Here is an 18,676-nt window from a genome sequence, read left to right as displayed (position 1 = left end):
TCCAGTCGCCTGATAACGGCAAGCAATGTTACCTGACCACTGTCACTACACCCCTGAACAGGAATGTAGTACCATCTTCACACATCGTTTCCAATGCATATACATAAGTGCCTATCGGCGCTATCTGATTTTTCCATGTACCATCCCAGCCAGCAGTGCTGCTATTGATCGGAAAATGATTTCGTTCAAACACCAGGCTTCCCCATCTGTCATAGATACGCATCCATTTCACCTCTTTTACACCGCGTCCTTTCGGATAGAACCACTCATTTTTTCCATCCCTGTTGGGTGTAAAGGCATTCGGAAGGAATATAGCCCCCTGGTCACAGGTGACCTTCACAAATACATCATCTGTTGCCTTACAACCAAAACTGTTTTCTACCTCTACCATATAATTGGTAGATAAGTTCGGCAAGGCTTCCGGTGTCGCACAGGTAGTACAGTTCAGATACTCCGGTGGCGACCAGTTCCATTGTACAATATCCGCGCTTCCCTCGCCGCTCAGCCTTACAGGCGTGCCGGCCATTACGACGCGGTCTGCGCCGGCATTAATCGTTGGGGTAGGGTGTACGCTTACCACCAGCGAAGTATCATGTGTAAAGCAACCATCCGCATCATAACCGGTTACCTGGTAAGTATAGTCGCCCAATGCTGTTAAGGTAGCACGTGGCGCAGCGGTATTGACATTATCCAGCCCTTCTCCCTGCCATACATAATGATCAGCGCCGCCTACCCATAAAGGCAGTACATGACCCAGACAGATCGCTGTATCGGGTGTTGCCTGTATGGTAAAAGGCAATGCTACGCGGATACTGATATCACCTGTATTGCTGCAATTATTCGCATCTGTCACTGTTACCTGGTAGTCCGTACTTTGTGTCGGCATCGCAACAGGAGATGCTGCCTGCGGATTGCTCAGTTCTCCTGCTGGGGACCACTGATAAGTAACGCCACCTGTAGCTGTTAAAGTGCTTGTATTACCCAGGCATACCACTGTTGATGTAGCCGTCGTAGTGACGGCTGGTTTAGGCAATATATTGATATTGTGGCGGGCAGTATCACTACAGCCATCCTGACTGATCACCGTGAGTACGACTTCGGTGGGGCCGGTCTTCGTATAAGTCTGATCGGCCGCTTGTTGTACTTCACTGCTATTGCCGTTGCCAAACGCCCACCTCCAGCTCACATCACTCACCTTTGTAACAGTCCCGTTGAATGTCACCGGTGCATCCTGGCACCCCTGTAAGGGTCCGCTGATGCTTACGACAGGTTTAGGGTAGGCATGTACCGTTTTGCTGACTGTTTGTACACATCCATAAGCAGTAGTGGTCGTCAGCGTGAAATTATACGCCTGTATTTTATCAAGGTAAAAACGTGGCGCAGCAGTGGTGTCTTTTTCTGAGCGCATAGTGCCGTCATATGTCCATTTGTATTTCGCTGTTGTTTTCAAGGTGTCAATAGAGTAACTGTTGAACTTAGGCGTAAAGGCCACCCATCCTTCATCACATACGTATGCCGGTGTTGACGCCAGTTCTATTTTCAGATTATCTATTACAATAGGTTCATCGAGGAAAGCAGTACCCTTACAACCTGACTGGTCTGAAAGGATCAGTCGTGGTTTATAAATACCCGGTTCTTTAAAAGTATGTTTGATGATAGAATCCGTTGTTTCCATTACAAAACCATCGGTGAAGTCCCAAGCGAAATTCACCGCTGCTGTTGCTGATACCCGGAACTCGATCTCTTTCGTAAGACAACCACCATTGGATGACGTGGCAATCGTCGCATAAGGCCCCTTGACCTCTAACTCCTGTTCATACTGATCTTCTGTCCCCGCATCTCCCATCACTTTCAGCGTCACCTTATATTTTCCTGCGTAGGTATAAGTATGGGAGGGATTTGGAATCGTGGAAAAGCTGCCATCACCAAAATCCCAGTAAGAACTGATATAGTTCACAGAGGTATTTGTGAAACTGGCAATCACCGGCGGACAACCACTATTATTTACAAAGGTCGTCGTCGCCGTAAAGCCAGCGCTCACACTCGATACCTTGATCTGCTTTTGCGCACTGTCACTACAACCATTGTTGTCTTTTACCAGCAGATTGACAGTATATAGTCCTTTGTTGGGATAGTTCTTGTAAGGATTGACATCTGTGGAAGTGGTGTTATCGCCGAAATCCCACTGATAACTGGCATTACCGCCCGTCTCAGTCGTATAGTTATAAAAGTACACATCACCTCCCGGAGGAATCAGACTAGCGCTGGGCACAAAGTCAGCGTTTGGTCCGTTCACCTGTAAATAATCGCCGGTGAAGGTACTGGTACAGCCATCCAGGTCGGTCACGGTCAGTCGGGGGAAGTAATAACCGGACCTGTTGTAAGTGTATTTAAAGGGTGGAGCTGAGAATACCTTCGTAGCATTATCACCTCCGAAATCCCAGCTCCATGTTTTGATCGCCTTTCCCTTGGAAACATCCGTCTGGTCTGTAAACGTCAGCTCCGTACCACGACATTCCGGTGTCGTGGGAGAACGGAATTTTGCCATCGGTCCATGTACGTTTACGACCACGCTGTTACTGGTGTCTATACAGTATTGCCGGTTATAGGCGATAAAACGAATGGTGTCCTTTCCGGGGGCGAGGTTTTGAAAAATTGTATTAAAAGTACCGTAATACGATTTACCATCCGAAGAAGACCAGGTGTAGTTTAACTCATATAATTTGGTGTCAATGGAAGTGACATTTGCCATCAGTGATTCATTCGTACACAACGTTGATTTATCAGCTGTAATCGTGATCGGCGTCGGCGCCAGTATACTGGCGATCATGGAGTCAGTACTGGTACAGGTACCGTCTGTAACGGTCAGTTTAACCAGGTAATCGCCTGTTTTATCGTATTTATGTTTAACCGGACTTGTCTTTGTTGTATAGGTATTCTCTTTCCCATCTCCCCAGCTCCATTTCCAGCTGTTGATCGTACCCAGTGAATGTTCATCAAAGCTGGCCGTTGTACGGTTCTCACAATCGATGTTTTGTCTGCTGAAACGGGGAAAAGGATTGACGGCGGTGATATAGGCTGTTTTAGTGACTGTTTCATAACAACCGTTATTAGATACAGTTAGCTTTACAGTATAAGTACCAGGCTCCCTGTAGCTATGCGTCACGTTCTGAACACTATGCTCGGCGATGGTACCATCCCCGAAATTCCAGGTCCAGGTGCTGGCTACATCACTTGTGCCATTAAAATGCACCCAGTTATTACCACAGATCTGTGGCGCTTCCGGAGAGGAAAAGTCAGGTACCGGCTTTTTATAGATCTCGATAACCAGATAGGAGGTCAGGGGCACTGTTCCTTTACAGCCATTGCTGGTGACATAGGTCAGGTTGACCGGAAAAGTTCCTTCCCTGGTGTAGGTATGTGAAGGTGTCGGATCCGTCGATTTCGGCGTACCATCTCCAAAGTCCCATTCATAACTGACAATGGCGTCGCCTGTACTGATTGAACTACTGAAGGAAGGCGTTAATCCTACACAACCATTCGGCACACTCGTATATACCCTGACCTCTGGCTTAACCACATTCACCTGATGCGCGACATAACTGGCACAACCGTTGGCGTTGGAAGCAGTTAGTTTTATATTAAAATATCCAAGGGTGTTATAAACGACAGTAGGATTTTGCAACGTAGATATTTGTCCGTCGCCAAAATCCCAGGCCCAGATACTTGCATCCGTTGACTGGTTCGTCAGTTTTATGGTAGCAGGTACATCACAGATCGCCGCCTGACTGGTAACAAATTCCGCCTTGGGCGATGCTTTTACGACGTAATCCTTGGTAATGGTCTGATGACATTTGTCGTAGTCCGCCGTCATCGACACCTTTACCGTACCGGCACCCGCAGGATAATAAGCCGCCGTAGCATCATAATCATAGATGTATCCCTTATCAACACTCCAGGTGATGCTGTTTGTCTGAGGCGTCGTGTTGGCTGTGAAAGTCGCGGTATTGTTATCACAGATACTCGCAGGCAAGGTGAAATCAGTTTTAAAGTTGGCGACATTGATATCATCGGAAGTTTTAGTACTGATACAACCTTTATCACTGGTGACAGTCAGTTTGACTTTATAAACGCCCTTGGTGGTATAGTTATGCGTACCCGGATTTGCGCTGGCGGAAGTGCCGCCGTCACCAAAGTCCCATTTGTAACTCAGATTACCCGGTCCGGTAGAACTATTGGTAATTGTTAATGCGCCGGGAGCAGTACAAAGAAATTTATCGGATACGTTGAAGTTGGCCGTCAGCGCATCAGAGACATTCACAATATTGTTGAGCTGCTTTGATGCCGTACACCCGTTACTGGTGGTTATTGTCAATGTAACGGTAGGCGATAGCACATTGTTGTAGGTGTGTACAGGATGACTACCGGAGCCGGTCGCGCCATCTCCGAAATCCCAGGTGTAAGCACTGATAGTGCCGCTGACAGGATTTGATTTATCAGTGAAAGTAACGTCGAGGGGTATACAACCTTTCGCGGGACTAACCGTAAAATCAGGTAGCGGTTTAGCCCATACGGTGACACTCTTGGTAACAGAGCTGGTATTGCCTGCTGCATTCTTTACAGTAAGTGTCACCTGATAGGTGCCAGGCGTTGTATAAGACGCACTGGGGCTCTGCTCCGAAGAGGTAAATCCATTCCCCAGGTTCCATTGCCAGGAAACAGGATCACCGCCGGAGTTATCATTGAACTTTGTAATGAGGCTTTCGCAATCACTGCTTTTACTCGGAGTAAAATCCGCATTAACTTGCGCGCACAGAGGAACGCTTAGCAAAAGCATTATACAAAGTACAGCACAGGTAATGGCAACGCGTAGCGTTGCCCTGGTATGAAGGGACATAACTCTAAAGTTCAGCACATGAAAAGTAAGCAAATATCCTAAATTATTGGCTTTGAATCACATGTGCACGTTGTTAACGTTTTGTAAATCACAGTAAGGATGCAGTGAATAATGTGCACTTGTCTTTGTGAATGTTATTTTAATGGGTAACGTTTTTCGCATATATCAATAACGGATTACCTGCCTGTGTGGATAAAAACAGGCATTGCAATCCGTTAAAACAGGGAATAAAGACTACGTTGCCGCCTATTGTTTTTAACGCAGGCAGGCTTAATGTCAATCTTTTCGGGAAGATTATTCGTCTTCTAACAGGACAGGTAATTTCTCCGCAGCATATTCAATCGCTTCTACGGGCGACAGAAATCGTTTAGGAGTATTATCCTCCGCTTTAAATACTTTTCCCGGCATCTTCCCTGGCTCATGTGAACTTGCGGCAACTGGCGGCTCCTGCGAACTGTAATAGGCAACAAAATATTCTGCAGGCAGAATATTAGGATTCCCTTCCTGCGCATCCAGTGCCTCTACAACCACCCATACATCCTGTCCGTTAATGCTTAATTTTTCAGTCATCATAAACGTTTTTAAATCAAACACCACATAATTGTGCCAGTACTATCGGTTTTCCTGATCATCTGGCTGTATGGCAAATGAAGCCCGGGATACAGGTACACGCAACAGGCTGCTGCCGTCAAAACAGGGGATGTTTATACACAGGTAGGGCATTGTGCCTCAAAACGCAACATTCAGTTAACATTCGAAGTGTATATTGTGAATCTAGCACCTGTGTTATATGAGATATTGCACCTGTTTTTTTCTCATCCTGTTGCTCTCCTGTAGCAACAAACAAAATGCAGTTAAAATAAAAGGCTCTGATACAGAAGTTAACCTGGCCGTCATATTAGCAGAGCATTTTTATAAAACCGACACACACCGTAGCCTCGCCATTTCCGGAGGAGGCTCAGGATTGGGTATCGCATCCCTGTTAAATGGTCAGGCAGATATGGCCAATTCCAGTCGCCCGCTGACGCAGGAGGAAAAAGACTTATTCGAAAAACGCGGTATTGCACTCAAGACAGTTGTCTTTGCAGAAGATGCCACCGCCTTCATCGTACACAAAAATTTCCCGCTTGATTCTATCAATGTGCAGGCGCTTGCTGACCTGTTAAGTGGTAAATCCAAGACCTGGCGACAGGTAACAGGACAATCTACTCCTGTAAATATCTATGGCCGGCAGAATAATTCAGGTACTTACTCTTTTGTACAGAAGAAACTGGGAATCCAGTTTAGCGCTGATTCAAAGGAAATGAACGGAAACGCCCAGATCATAGAAGGGATTAAAACAGATGAATCAGGGATAGGATATGTCGGAGCAGGATATATCATGCATGATAGTGCAGGAGAGCAGGGCGTAAAGGTCTTACGTATCACGGATAGTGCAGAGAAGAAGGCTATTTCTCCCTTAGATGCCCAGGCAATTGCGGAACATCGTTATTTCTTCCAGCGTCCCCTGTATCAGTTTATACTGAGCCGTTCCTGGACCAAAGCTGCGCCATTCATCGACTTTGAGAAAAGTAAAAAAGGACAGGAGATCATCCGGAATTCGGGCTATTATATCATTGACTAAATATTGCTATATGAAATTAGCTGCCAGAGAAAGTACAGACCGCCTCGTGAAATTGCTGTTCCGTGCAACAGGTTTACTGGTAATCATGATACTGGGAGGTATTCTGCTGATGCTGGTATGGAATACAGTTTCCTTTTTTTTAAAGGTGAAACCGCTTGATTTTATCACAGGCACACAATGGAATCCCACATCCGGAAATGCGCGTTACGGCCTTTTACCATTACTTACCAGCACTGCCCTGGTCACCCTCGGCGCTATGATCATCGCGATTCCCCTGGGGATCGGTACCGCTGCTTGTATCTCTGAATACGCCGGTAAGCGACTACGCAACATATTAAAACCCCTGATCGAATGCCTGGCGGCAGTCCCTTCCGTAGCTATCGGCTTTTTGGGGATTGTGTTTGTCGGTCCGCAGATCGCCGATATGGCAAATCAGGCTAATGGACTGAACGCCCTGAACGGTGCTATCTTACTCGCTATCATGGCGCTGCCAACGATTATAACTGTCACAGAAGACGCTTTACAGGCATTACCACATACCTATCGGGAGGCCAGTTATGGCGTCGGAGCAAGCAGGTGGCAAACCGTACGTAAGGTCGTGATACCCGCTGCTGCTCCGGGTATTATCGCCGCCGTCATGTTAGGTGTAGGAAGGGCGATCGGAGAAACAATGACCGTATTAATGGCCACAGGTAATGCCGCCGCCTTCCCTAAAGGCTTCTTTCACTCCGTACGCACTATTACAGCTACCATCGCGATTGAAATGGGAGAGGTGCCTTATCAGACAACCCACTACTATGCCCTCTTCGCCATCGCTGCCGTGCTATTCCTTGTAACGCTGCTGGTGAACCTTGTAGGAGAGTATTTCGTCAACCGTTACAGAAAATATCAGGCCGCATAATGAAAAAACTTTCGCCAATCATAGAGTGGTTTACACTCCTGTTTTGTACAGGTACCGTACTCGCTTTCCTGGTCATTATCCTGTATGATCTGATCAGCAGCGGACTGCCGGCTTTATCCTGGAAATTTGTAACTACACTGCCTTCCAATGGGATGACAAAAGGAGGCATCCTGCCCGCCATAACAGGCACCGTGATACTGACACTATTGACGGCAGTGGTAGCAGTACCACTGGGCATCAGTTGTGCTATTTATCTGAATGAATATGCGCCGGACCACTGGGTAACACGGCTCATAAGAGCTTCTATCCGTAATTTGTCGGGTGTACCATCTATCATTTACGGGTTGTTTGGCCTGGCATTGTTTGTAAAAGGCTTGCATATGGGGACTTCGGTCATTGCCGCCGGACTAACCCTGGGTCTCTTATCGCTCCCTTACATCATCTCGACGACAGAGGAAGCATTACGGCGTATTCCGGCCAGTACGCGGGAAGCCGCATTAGGTATCGGTGCTACGCAGTTTGAGTCCATCCGGGATGTAGTACTGCCTTCTGCCTTACCTGGCATATTAACAGGCGTCGTGCTGACATTATCAAGGGCAGCAGGTGAAACGGCGCCCATCCTCTTTACAGGTGTTGCATTTTATATCACCGGTTCTTCCGGCTTTCTGAACCAGGAATTTATGGCCTTGCCTTATCATTTGTACATGTTATCTACCCAGCATCAGTCCATCGTAGAAGTAAGGCCATTAGCGTACGGTACGGCACTGGTATTGATCATAGTCGTGTTCCTGCTCAACTTAACAGCATTTTATATTCGTTATAAGCATAGTAATAATGAGTGAAGAGAAGATTAAGCTGTCAGCAGCAGGCGTGAACCTCTGGTTTGGCAATAAACAGGTATTAAAGCAGATAGGTGTCAGCTTTCCCGAGAATAAGGTAACGGCGCTGATCGGTCCTTCAGGATGCGGAAAGAGCACCCTGCTGCGTTGTTTTAACCGGATGCATGACCTCTCTCCGGATGCAAAGATAGAAGGACAATTCCTGCTGGGAAAACAGGATCTCTACAACCGGGATATCTCCGTTACGCAGGTGCGGCGAAGGGTTGGAATGGTGTTTCAGAAGGCAAATCCTTTCCCGAAAAGTATCTATGAAAACATCAACTACGGACTTAAAATAAATGACGTACCTCCCAGTGAAAGACTGGGTATCATAGAAAGTGCATTGAAAGAAAGCTTTCTGTGGGATGAAGTAAAAGACGATCTGAAAAAACCGGCGACCCGTTTGTCTGGTGGTCAGCAACAACGACTATGTATCGCAAGAACGGTCGCATTGCGTCCGGAAGTGATCCTGATGGACGAACCCTGTTCTGCACTCGATCCGATAAGTACGGGAAAGATAGAAGACCTGATCAGAAAGTTACAGGACCAGTATACTATCGTGATCGTTACGCATAACATGCAACAGGCGCAACGTGTAGCAGATAAAACGGTATTTATGTACCTGGGAGAAGTAGTGGAAGCAGGCAATACAAAGGACATTTTCGACCACCCGCAACAGGAGCTGACCGCTAATTATGTCAGGGGACATTTTGGTTGATTGGCTCCGGCAGCACAGCAAGTTCACCTATTACGCTGTTATGCAAGACTTGGCAATCCAACGGATTTTTTGTATCCTACATAAAAAAGCACATGTCTCCTGATAAGCAATCCGTTCAGGTCATCGTACCAGATGCCGGCAAAGCAGTTTCAATGATGGGTGATTCCTATCGTATCGTGATTTCAGGCGCAGCCACACAAAATGAATTCGCGGTGATAGACATGCTGGTCCCGCCAGGTGGTGGTCCTAATCCACATGCACACAAAGACATCCATGAATCCTTTTATGTGATGGAAGGCGAAGTGGAGTTCATGACAGAAAACGGTCCTGTACTCGCAGGCGCCGGTACTACCGTACTCATTCCGAAAGGCGGAGCAGTCCACAATTTCAAAAACAAATCTGATAAATTAGCCCGCCTCTGGTGTACAGTTGTGCCGGCTGGTCTTGATCAGTTTTTTGAAGAAGTGGGCACACCCGGCACCTTCGGAACCTTCTTGCCGCCTGCACCGCTGACCGGAGAAGACATCTCCCGATTGGAACACATTGCAGCAAAATATGGCCAGGAGATCTATCCGCCGGATTACTGGGAAAAAAAGAAATAGCATGTCCTCGGCAATAATAGCCGCTGCCAGGAGACACTTCCCGGCAGCGGATTAAAATCCGGTCCCTACCATTTACCGCCATGGCCGGGTCCACTATTGTCTTTCTTTTCTGGTATGAGCTTGAGTACCTTACCGGTATTACCCGTAGGACCAGCAACACCGGAGACAGTCAGATATACTTCTCCATCCAGATCCTGCCCGAAGCCTTTCAGGTAATAGCCGATATCATTTGGCCGGTCTTTAAGGATCAGTTCTTCAAAAGACCATAAACCGCTACCCGCCGGACTACTCATATACAATTCTCCATTGGGTGTCCCACCCGGTTGTGAGAAAATACCAAAGATGTACTTACCCCTCAGTTGCGGAAGATCATTCCCACGGTACACATTTCCCCCGATAATCGTCGTTGCTTTACCTCCCTTAGGATTACTGGCGTTGTTCATCTCAATCACCGGATCTATCAGTTGTTTGCCCATCGTATCCTGTACAGGACAGCCCGGTAACTCCACCGTATTATGTGCCGCATCAAAACAATGGGTGCCTTCTTTTACATTCCATCCGTAATTACCTCCCCGGGTTACCACGTCTATTTCTTCATAAAGAGATTGTCCGGCATCACCGACATACAGCCAGTGGGAACCACCCATATCAAATGAGAAACGGTAAGGATTACGGAAACCATAGGCCCAGATTTCATCCTTTCCCGGTTTGCCCACAAAAGGATTACTCGCAGGAATACTATAAGGATTGCCGCTATTAACGTCTACCCGCAGGATATTACCAAAGAGGTTGGCTTCGATATCCTGTCCGTTACCTCCCTGGTTAGTCGCATACCAGTCTTCCACATGGCCGGGTGCCACATCATTTGCCGCGCCGCCATCTCCGATGGCAATGTAGAGGTAACCATCTTCTCCAAAACCGATAGCGCCGCCATTATGATTACTTTGCGGATCATCCAGTTCCAGGATCACTTTTTCGGTGCCCGGATCGGCTACATTGGGATCGGCAGCAGAAGCAGTGAATTCAGAAATACGGCTCAGGTTATTCCATGTACCGCCTCCGCTGGGGCCCCCTGGACGTGGTGGCAAGGTGTAATAAATGTAGAACTTGCGGTTGTTGCGGAAATTGGGATGAAAAGCAAATCCCAGCAGACCGCGTTCATCGTAACCTGGATTCAGACCAACCATTTTACCAGTCACATCCAGGAAGGGGGTGGAAAGTTGGGTACCGTCTTCATCCACAATCCATATTTTGCCTGCCTGGTCATGAATGAATAAACGGTGACTACGGTCTGGCGCCTCTACCAGACCAAGAGGGGACACGAGGTTTTCAGCAATTACTTTTGTGTCTACAGCTTTAGGTGGTTTGTCGTCATCTTTTTTACATCCTGGAAATGCAAACAGTACAGTAAACAGGGCAACTGAAATAGGGCCGGTCATACGGCGCAGCATGCAGTTGGCTTTAGTGGAATTGATCTTCATAAATAATCGATTTAAGATTGTTAAGAAATCATCAATTGATTAAGCTTGTGATAGGCAATCGGGGAGAGATATGATGATCTTCTTTACCGGCAGGAACTGTTCAGGCTCATGGATACATAATGGGGTAAAGAAAAGATATGGCGCGTCTCACTATATGAATACGGGAATAAATAAAAAGGGTTGCCTCGGCATAAAAAAAAATCTATACCTGTGACCGCCGGTGAAGCAGCCACAGGTATAGATTTTTATATCTGATAAATTACAAACGTTCCAGTTTTTGCGCGTATTTCTGTGTGGTAGCTATCCAATCTTCCCTATGCGTCTCATTATCATAGCGGGCTTTTGCATAGGCATAAGTATTCGCTGACAAATGCCAGCCGAAGATATTCTCCAGGTATTGCACCCCATCATCGATCACCCTTTGTAACACCCGTTCTTTGGATACGCCTGCGGCATTACAGTATTTATCCAGCCATGCCCCTCTTCCTTGCTTTACATAGGTCACCAGAAGGTCTTCCGTGATATAGGCGACCGGAATACGTTCCATCTGAGAATCGCTGTGACGGATCAGCAGCTGCAATAGTTCCTCCTCATAAAAACGCTCCGGTATATCCAGGTCGATAATAGCACCCTTTGTAACTCCCAGGTAACAGATCTCTTTTGTAATAAGTGCTTCGGGCAGAAAACGTAAGGCGATCCCGCTTATATTCACCGCCTGTTCTGCCAGCTCCGGAGTGATCAGCACAGCAGGGAAATCAGCTAGAGAGAAGACGGATTTGCTAAGTGCCTGCATGCACAGTTCCCGCGTACGTAGTGTAAGCGGGACTCTCTTCAGGTTACGGAAATTTTTACTGACTTTTTTCTGCCAATAGACAGCGTCCCGTTCAACAGGTCGTAGCACATATTCACCCGCAGCCAGATCATCCCGTAATTCTTCAAATGTCCTCGTCTGTTTGTTATCCAGTAAAGTCTGCAAACGAAGCGATATATGATCGTCTTCTTCATCATCCTCAAAACACTCATTCTCCGCCGGACTCTCAGGATCATTATCGTTATAATAGAATGCACTGATATGCTTATGTTCCGGGATAAAGTGGTAGTCTTCAGCAATCATTACCGGCGCCGTAAAAATCCCGGAGCATTTCATCCAGCCATGATTATAATGTAACATAATCACCTCTTCCGCCGTCACATTTCCACTGATATAAACAGGAGATCCACCTATCAGCAGACTACGGCATTGTACATTACCCCTGACGAATAAGATAGGGCCGTAATCACCTTCCTCATTGATAATACTACCGTTTACCTGTAGATGACCATCAATGATGAATCCCAGCACTCCTTTCTCCAGCAGATCCGTATCCAGTATGAAAGGTGCATCCAATATGAGGTCGCCTTTATGCAGGTAGAAGTAGTCATCCGTTGCTGTAGTGTCTTTCAGCATCTCACTGCTTTCGTAAAGAAGTGTATCGATACGATAATTTGCGATGGCATCTGCCATTGAAATAATATCAAAAGCCGTATTCATACCTGCAAGATTCATTTTTTATCGCTTTTTTCCAACCCATACGCCTATGTGATACACAGGAAGGAGTCCATCTTTTCAGAAGAATGCGTAAATTGCAGCCGATCTGCAACCCTATGTTAAAATATACCTATACCATCCTATTGACCATCAGTACGATCGGTCATGCCAGCTGTCAGTTACCTGCAAAGACCCGCAACGAGTCTCCGCAAAAAGCCTTCGTTAGCAGGGAATCAGCCGATAAGTACCGGAAGAACTGGCGTACAGAACGCCTCCATGGCAAAGTAAAAACCATCCTGCAGTTCTCCTATAACGGCCCGGCAGCAGATACAACGGAACCCGATTTTGAGATGAAAGAGTCTTTTCATTTTAACAGCACAGGCAATCTGACAATACAAACCACCCAAAGGGAAAGCGCCGGTCAGAGCCGTACCAGCTACCAATACAATAAAGACGACAAGTGGACGGAAATGGCTTACGAGAGCGAAAACGGCGTTGCTGACTATACCAACTACAACATCTTTGACGTCAACGGCCTGCTGATAGAAGAAGGCGAACGTTACGGAGATGGCAGCACTTCCCGTAAACTTGTCTCCGAATATGATCCATCCGGAGGACTTATTAAAACAACGGTTACCGGACTGGTAACAGCGTTTAAAAACACATACGATAAAGCTGGTCTGCTGACGACACAGCAGGAATTTGTAAAAGGACAGCTTTCCGCAACCAACACCTGGAAATATGATAGTATCGGGCATATCACAGAAAAGGCGCGTTACGCAGCTGATGGCAGCTTACTATCTAAGATCGTCACCACCTTTAACAAATTTCATCTCCCTGACAGCCTGAGCATCGTTAAGAAAGGCTATGCCGACAACATACAGGCGTTCCTTTATGACGAAAGCGGACACGAAATCAGTCAGGGTGCCAAAGACCCTAAAACGGGCGTCTGGTTACCTAAATGGACATTCAGCTACGAACTGGACCCTCAGGGCAACTGGACAAAATGTATCATGTATGATGTGAACCATGAGGTAATGATCACCACGATCAGAAAGATCATTTACTATTAAAAGGTGACAGAAAATGCCGCTGTTGACGGATACACCTCCATCCGTCCCTTAACCAGGTATATCCACCAATCATTTACTATCTGTTTATAATCAGTATTTTATGGTGCCTTAAAATCACTTTCATAGTCCCTGTAAAACAAACAGTAGCAATTTTTTAGCAATTGATCCAGATGTAATAAATTTGCAGGCTAATAAAGCAAAACACCCGGTGGACAATAATCAAAGCAGGCTTTCATATTTTCTTGACACATCAATAGACCAGATCGCGCTACCGGAACGCTTTACTTTTCCTTTCTACTACGAACCACATCCCTTAACACGCATAGCAGCCGCCGAACTACAGCATTACCTGGAAACACAGACGGATCTCGATCACAACTTCGGATTAAGTCCGGACAAGGAAGGGAATATCATCGGGAAGATGTTTGGCGTACTGGTCGTAAAGGATACTGAAGGAAAGCTCGGTTATTTATCCGCTTTCTCCGGTAAACTCGCAGGTACCAATGATTACCAGAAATTTGTGCCGCCCGTCTTTGACATGCTGGTTGAAAACAGCTTTTTCCTCAAAGAACAGGAAGTGATCAACAATATCAACAACCGTATCACAGCAATCAGCACAGACGAAAATTACGAAGGACTAAAGCAAAAAATCGAACAACTCTCCATCCGGTCTTCCACTGAAATATCCGCTTTCAAAAAGCAGTTAAAAGATAACAAAGAAGACCGGAGGAAACTGCGTGAAGAATGGATGAACACCCTGAATCAGCAGGATTATGCCCTTGCTGAGGCAGACCTGGTGAAACAGAGCTTACGCGACAAACACGAGCTAAAAGAGCTTACAAACAGGTGGGAACAGCAACTAGGAGAGATGCGTACCCGCTTAGCACAATTTGATGCCGATATGGAGGCATTAAAGAACGAACGCAGGGAAAGATCCGCCACCTTACAGCAACAGCTTTTCCAACAATACGTATTCCTGAACCAGGCTGGCAAAAGTAAAAGTCTGCAGGAAATCTTCAGTGCCACCCCTTTCGGCAAACCACCTTCCGCAGCAGGTGAATGTGCCATGCCCAAACTATTACAATACGCCTTTACAAACCGGTACACACCCATTGCAATGGCAGAGTTCTGGTGGGGAGCCGCACCAAAATCCGAGATCAGGAAACACAAGCATTTCTATCCTGCCTGTACGGGTAAGTGTAAGCCTATCCTCGCACACATGCTGGAAGGGATGCCGGTAGACGAAGACCCCTTACTACGGACCCCGGAGACGGTCGGCGAATTGGATATCATCTACCAGGACGAAAGTGTTGTGGTAGTCAACAAACCCTCCGGCCTGCGTTCCGTTCCCGGTGTCACCATCCAGGACTCCGTCTACACCCGTCTAAAACACGCATTAGGAGACATAGAACCGCTGATCGTTCATCGTCTGGACATGGACACCTCCGGACTGCTGGTAGTCGCTAAAACGCAGGCCGCCCACAAACACATCCAACGTCAATTTCTGCAACGCACCGTCAGCAAACGTTACACCGCCCTGCTCTCCAAAGTAATAGATACTTCAGAAGGAGAAATCGACCTCCCGCTAACCGCCGATCTCTTCAACCGTCCACGACAAATAGTCTGTTTTACCACCGGTAAAAAGAGCGTCACCCGCTGGAAAGTAGTAACACGATATCAGGCAATGACTAAGATCGACTTCTGGCCACTCACCGGAAGAACCCATCAGTTAAGGATGCATTCCGCCCACCCACTCGGATTGAATGCTCCCATCGTCGGCGACGATCTCTATGGAACAGCCGCCGAAAGGATGTACCTCCACGCCGCCCACATTGAATTCACTCACCCCCTCAGCCGACAAAGAATCAGCTTTGACGCCCCCGTCACTTTCTAATGACCAACCAGGTGAAAGGAAAAAATGACAAAAACTCTGCAAGGAAACTCTGCAAGGAAACTGTGACCGTCAGAACCGAAAAGAATAATCAGTAGGAAAACTGGTAAAGAGAATCAATAGCAAGAATTAATAAATAAGACTGACAGGGAAAGAAAGATAGGACGCGTAGATATAGGGAACTGTAATAGGAAGAAATGATAAGAAGAAATAAGTTAAGAAGTGTAAAGAATAAGTAATAATAAGAAGAAAAGTGACAAAAGAAAATAGGTTAAGATGTCTAAGGATAAGTAGCATTAATAGAAAAGTAACAGGGGAAATAAGATAGAAGGCATAAGTAATAAGTAATAAGGAATAGCAATAAGCAAGCGTGACAAGCAAAGTACTATAGTTTTTCTACCACAAACACCTAAGAGGAGAGTACTAATATCTGAAGACTATTACAAAGGCAACCGACATTATCAGCGGAGGGGTTGAGGTGGAGACAAAGGGCCTTCGCCCTTTGAGAGCCTGCCCCGCTTGACAAAGGTTCAATCAACCATCCCACCGCCCAACACGACCTCCCATCGCCCAATAGCCCTTCTCGCAAAAAGGGCATCAGCCCGGCGTCCCCACCTCAACCCGCAGCAACCACCCAACCCACAAAACACAATCCACAACAAAACAAACCACAACAAACACCATCCACAACAAACACCATCCACAACAAAACAATCCACCATATACTCATATGAACCTCAACCCCCAACTTCAGAAATTAATCAAACCAATCACACAACAAATCATTCACCACCGCTGTTACTTCTAATACACCCCACAAAAAGTTATTCCTTTCCGAACACCCCTACGCAAAAAGACACAATTTCCTCACCTGTCAAATCTTCAATATGCGAACAGTACTACTACTGCTGTTTCTAGCCATTGACAGCACCTATAGCCACGCCCAGAGCTGCACGACCCCTTACCGCATCGTTGTCCTCGGCTCATCCACCGCCGCCGGCACCGGTGCAACCCCCAACCATGGATGGGTGGCTCTTTACACACAATATCTGAAAAGCATTAACACCAACTATCAGGTATTCAACCTGGCAGTCGGCAACTACACCACCTACGACATTAATCCGACCGGCTACGTACCACCCGCAGCAAGACCTGCACCAGATACCGCACACAACATTACAAAGGCATTATCACTACAACCACACGCGATCATCATCAACCTGCCGACAAACGACGTAGGCCGTGGTTACACACTCGCAGAACAGCAGGCAAATTACCAACGCGTGCTGAGTGCTGCAAATGCGCGCGGAGTAAAGGTATGGGTCGCTACGACGCAACCCCGTAACGACTATTCCGCACAAATGGTAGCGAACCTGAAAGCGATGCGCGACTGGACCTTTAATTATTTCGGCGAAAGATCAATTGATTTCTGGACAGGTATGAACGAACCCAATGATTCCATCAAACGGGCATATAGTTATGGCGATGGTATTCACCTTAATGACGCAGGACATTATGTATTGTATACAAGGGTAGTGGCCAGGGGCATTCCGGATGTGCTTTGCAATGGGAACCCGCCACAGCCGCAGATACCAGTGGTGCTGACGGCCTTTACATTGACGAACAATGCGAACCGGTTCAGATTAAACTGGACGACTGCCTATGAGAAGAATGTAAGCAGGTTTGTTGTAGAGCGCAGCAGTGATTCGCTTCGGTTTTCGGTGTTGGCGAATGTTATGGCGACAGGCAATGACAGCACGGGGAAATCATATACTTATCCGGATACTGCTTTGCAGACGATGAAGCAGTTTTATCGTCTGAATGTGATTGTGGCAGACACACACTATATCTATACAGGTATTGTGAGAGGCGTGCCTGTACCCGCGCAGGTACCGGTGATAATAACGGCCTTGAGTGTTACCAATAATACCAGCAAGTTACAAGTCAACTGGACCACCGGTTATGAGAGAAGCGTAACACGCTTTGCGGTGGAACGCAGCAGTGATTCATTGCGATTTGTCGTGCTGGCTAATGTTGCGGGAACAGGCAATGGAAGTACGGGGAAATCATATATTTATCTGGATACCGGTATACATAAGACAAAACAGTTTTACCGCCTGAATGTAATTGTTGCGGATACGCATTATATCTACAGCAGCATCGTGAGAGGAATACCGGATACGGCATATGGCGCGAACACTTACTTCAATATTACGGGTTTCCAGGTACAGTCTAACCAGAACAAGCTACAATTGTTGTGGTATAGTAACAACGAGAAAAGTACCAGGCAGTTTATTATTGAACGCAGTGCTGATTCGTCGAACTGGAACGCTGTCGGCACATTAGCGGCAGCAGGCAATTACCCCGGATCCCGTTTCTATAACTTTACGGATCCAAATATTTACAACCGCCTGCAATATTACCGGTTGAACATGGAGACGACGACAGGACTACATTTCTTTAGTACAGTGATAAAAGGGATGCCTGACACGATGTACACGCAACCTTTCAGGATAGCTAGTCTCAGCGTTGCATTACAGCAAACAAAGGCACAGCTCAGGTGGACGACCAGCGCAGAAAAGAATACCAAGAGTTTTACGGTAGAGCGTAGTCCGGATGCGAGTGTCTGGACGGCAATCGGTACCGTGAATGCAGCCGGTAATTCAACAACAACAAGGAATTACACCTTCCAGGATCCGGTGACACAAACCGGTACCGTTTCCTACAGGTTAAATATGCTGACACACGACAACAGACGATTCTTCAGCAGTATCGTAAAATTGACTTTCCCGTCTACGCTGCGTGCAGCAGATAAAAAAGGCTTCGATGCATTTTATACGACCGAAGCAGGACCGATACGTATCGCACCGAATCCGGTAAAGGAAAATACCTGGTTACTCGGATTAACAGCAGGTAACCATGACGTACGGATCTTTGATGCCGGGGGAAGAATGATATATTGTAATCCGGTGTTCCAGACAGGCAGGAGTATTGATGCCAGCCGTTGGGCACAGGGACTGTATATTATCATCATAGACGATGGCCGGCATCAGCTGAAGCTGATGAAGCAATAAGCTATCTGC

General features: G+C 46.7%; 12 protein-coding genes. 8 read left to right on the top strand and 4 right to left on the bottom strand.

The window, feature by feature from the left end:
- Positions 1 to 28 precede the first annotated feature (28 nt).
- The gene (locus CPIN_RS21895; protein ID WP_148230613.1) at positions 29 to 4,897 is read right to left on the bottom strand and encodes a PKD domain-containing protein; all 4,869 of its coding nucleotides are present in this window, start codon (positions 4,895 to 4,897) and stop codon (positions 29 to 31) included.
- Between the two features lie 294 nt (positions 4,898 to 5,191).
- Positions 5,192 to 5,467 carry a hypothetical protein gene (locus tag CPIN_RS21890; protein WP_187294677.1) on the bottom strand — a complete coding sequence of 92 codons (276 nt, stop codon included), beginning with the start codon at positions 5,465 to 5,467 and terminating at the stop codon, positions 5,192 to 5,194.
- 220 nt (positions 5,468 to 5,687) lie between these two features.
- On the opposite strand from CPIN_RS21890, the gene CPIN_RS21885 reads away from it, so the two are divergent.
- From CPIN_RS21885 to CPIN_RS21865, 5 genes are all read left to right on the top strand, one after another.
- Positions 5,688 to 6,521, top strand: coding sequence for a PstS family phosphate ABC transporter substrate-binding protein (locus CPIN_RS21885; RefSeq protein ID WP_012792024.1), 834 nt, complete (start codon positions 5,688 to 5,690; stop codon positions 6,519 to 6,521).
- Positions 6,522 to 6,531: 10 nt separating this feature from the next.
- Positions 6,532 to 7,422: a phosphate ABC transporter permease subunit PstC gene (gene pstC, locus CPIN_RS21880; RefSeq protein ID WP_012792023.1), complete on the top strand. Its 891-nt coding sequence runs from the start codon at positions 6,532 to 6,534 to the stop codon at positions 7,420 to 7,422.
- Positions 7,422 to 8,264, top strand: a complete 843-nt coding sequence (gene pstA, locus CPIN_RS21875) for a phosphate ABC transporter permease PstA (RefSeq protein WP_012792022.1) — start codon at positions 7,422 to 7,424, stop codon at positions 8,262 to 8,264. Before pstC ends, pstA begins: the two co-directional genes overlap by 1 nt.
- Entirely contained in the window at positions 8,257 to 9,018 is a 762-nt protein-coding gene (pstB, locus tag CPIN_RS21870; protein ID WP_012792021.1) for a phosphate ABC transporter ATP-binding protein PstB, read from the top strand. Before pstA ends, pstB begins: the two co-directional genes overlap by 8 nt.
- A 92-nt stretch (positions 9,019 to 9,110) precedes the next feature.
- Positions 9,111 to 9,620, top strand: a complete 510-nt coding sequence (locus CPIN_RS21865; protein ID WP_012792020.1) for a cupin domain-containing protein — start codon at positions 9,111 to 9,113, stop codon at positions 9,618 to 9,620.
- 65 nt (positions 9,621 to 9,685) lie between these two features.
- On the opposite strand, the gene CPIN_RS21860 is transcribed toward CPIN_RS21865, so the two are convergent.
- Entirely contained in the window at positions 9,686 to 11,101 is a 1,416-nt protein-coding gene (locus tag CPIN_RS21860; RefSeq protein ID WP_012792019.1) for a PQQ-dependent sugar dehydrogenase, read from the bottom strand.
- Positions 11,102 to 11,360: 259 nt separating this feature from the next.
- Positions 11,361 to 12,647: a polymer-forming cytoskeletal protein gene (locus tag CPIN_RS21855; RefSeq protein ID WP_012792018.1), complete on the bottom strand. Its 1,287-nt coding sequence runs from the start codon at positions 12,645 to 12,647 to the stop codon at positions 11,361 to 11,363.
- A 98-nt stretch (positions 12,648 to 12,745) separates the two neighbouring features.
- Here CPIN_RS21855 and CPIN_RS21850 point away from each other — a divergent pair, with 98 nt between their 5' ends.
- The 3 genes from CPIN_RS21850 to CPIN_RS21840 all read left to right on the top strand — a co-directional run bounded on the left by CPIN_RS21850 (position 12,746) and on the right by CPIN_RS21840 (position 18,667).
- Positions 12,746 to 13,702: a hypothetical protein gene (locus CPIN_RS21850; protein WP_148230612.1), complete on the top strand. Its 957-nt coding sequence runs from the start codon at positions 12,746 to 12,748 to the stop codon at positions 13,700 to 13,702.
- Positions 13,703 to 13,910: 208 nt separating this feature from the next.
- Complete coding sequence (locus CPIN_RS21845; protein ID WP_044222139.1) at positions 13,911 to 15,596, top strand: RluA family pseudouridine synthase; 1,686 nt, start codon at positions 13,911 to 13,913, stop codon at positions 15,594 to 15,596.
- Between the two features lie 884 nt (positions 15,597 to 16,480).
- Positions 16,481 to 18,667: an SGNH/GDSL hydrolase family protein gene (locus CPIN_RS21840; RefSeq protein WP_012792015.1), complete on the top strand. Its 2,187-nt coding sequence runs from the start codon at positions 16,481 to 16,483 to the stop codon at positions 18,665 to 18,667.
- Positions 18,668 to 18,676 lie beyond the last annotated feature (9 nt).

The organism is Chitinophaga pinensis DSM 2588, assembly GCF_000024005.1.
Classification (GTDB): domain Bacteria; phylum Bacteroidota; class Bacteroidia; order Chitinophagales; family Chitinophagaceae; genus Chitinophaga; species Chitinophaga pinensis.
This window is presented reverse-complemented; position numbering and strand designations above follow the sequence as displayed.

Bases quoted from the DNA above. Each gene is read 5' to 3' on its own strand.
- CPIN_RS21895 (WP_148230613.1), bottom strand. From the start codon at position 4,897: ATGTCCCTTCATACCAGGGCAACGCTACGCGTTGCCATTACCTGTGCT.
- CPIN_RS21890 (WP_187294677.1), bottom strand. From the start codon at position 5,467: ATGACTGAAAAATTAAGCATTAACGGACAGGATGTATGGGTGGTTGTA.
- CPIN_RS21885 (WP_012792024.1), top strand. From the start codon at position 5,688: ATGAGATATTGCACCTGTTTTTTTCTCATCCTGTTGCTCTCCTGTAGC.
- pstC (WP_012792023.1), top strand. From the start codon at position 6,532: ATGAAATTAGCTGCCAGAGAAAGTACAGACCGCCTCGTGAAATTGCTG.
- pstA (WP_012792022.1), top strand. From the start codon at position 7,422: ATGAAAAAACTTTCGCCAATCATAGAGTGGTTTACACTCCTGTTTTGT.
- pstB (WP_012792021.1), top strand. From the start codon at position 8,257: ATGAGTGAAGAGAAGATTAAGCTGTCAGCAGCAGGCGTGAACCTCTGG.
- CPIN_RS21865 (WP_012792020.1), top strand. From the start codon at position 9,111: ATGTCTCCTGATAAGCAATCCGTTCAGGTCATCGTACCAGATGCCGGC.
- CPIN_RS21860 (WP_012792019.1), bottom strand. From the start codon at position 11,101: ATGAAGATCAATTCCACTAAAGCCAACTGCATGCTGCGCCGTATGACC.
- CPIN_RS21855 (WP_012792018.1), bottom strand. From the start codon at position 12,647: ATGAATCTTGCAGGTATGAATACGGCTTTTGATATTATTTCAATGGCA.
- CPIN_RS21850 (WP_148230612.1), top strand. From the start codon at position 12,746: ATGTTAAAATATACCTATACCATCCTATTGACCATCAGTACGATCGGT.
- CPIN_RS21840 (WP_012792015.1), top strand. From the start codon at position 16,481: ATGCGAACAGTACTACTACTGCTGTTTCTAGCCATTGACAGCACCTAT.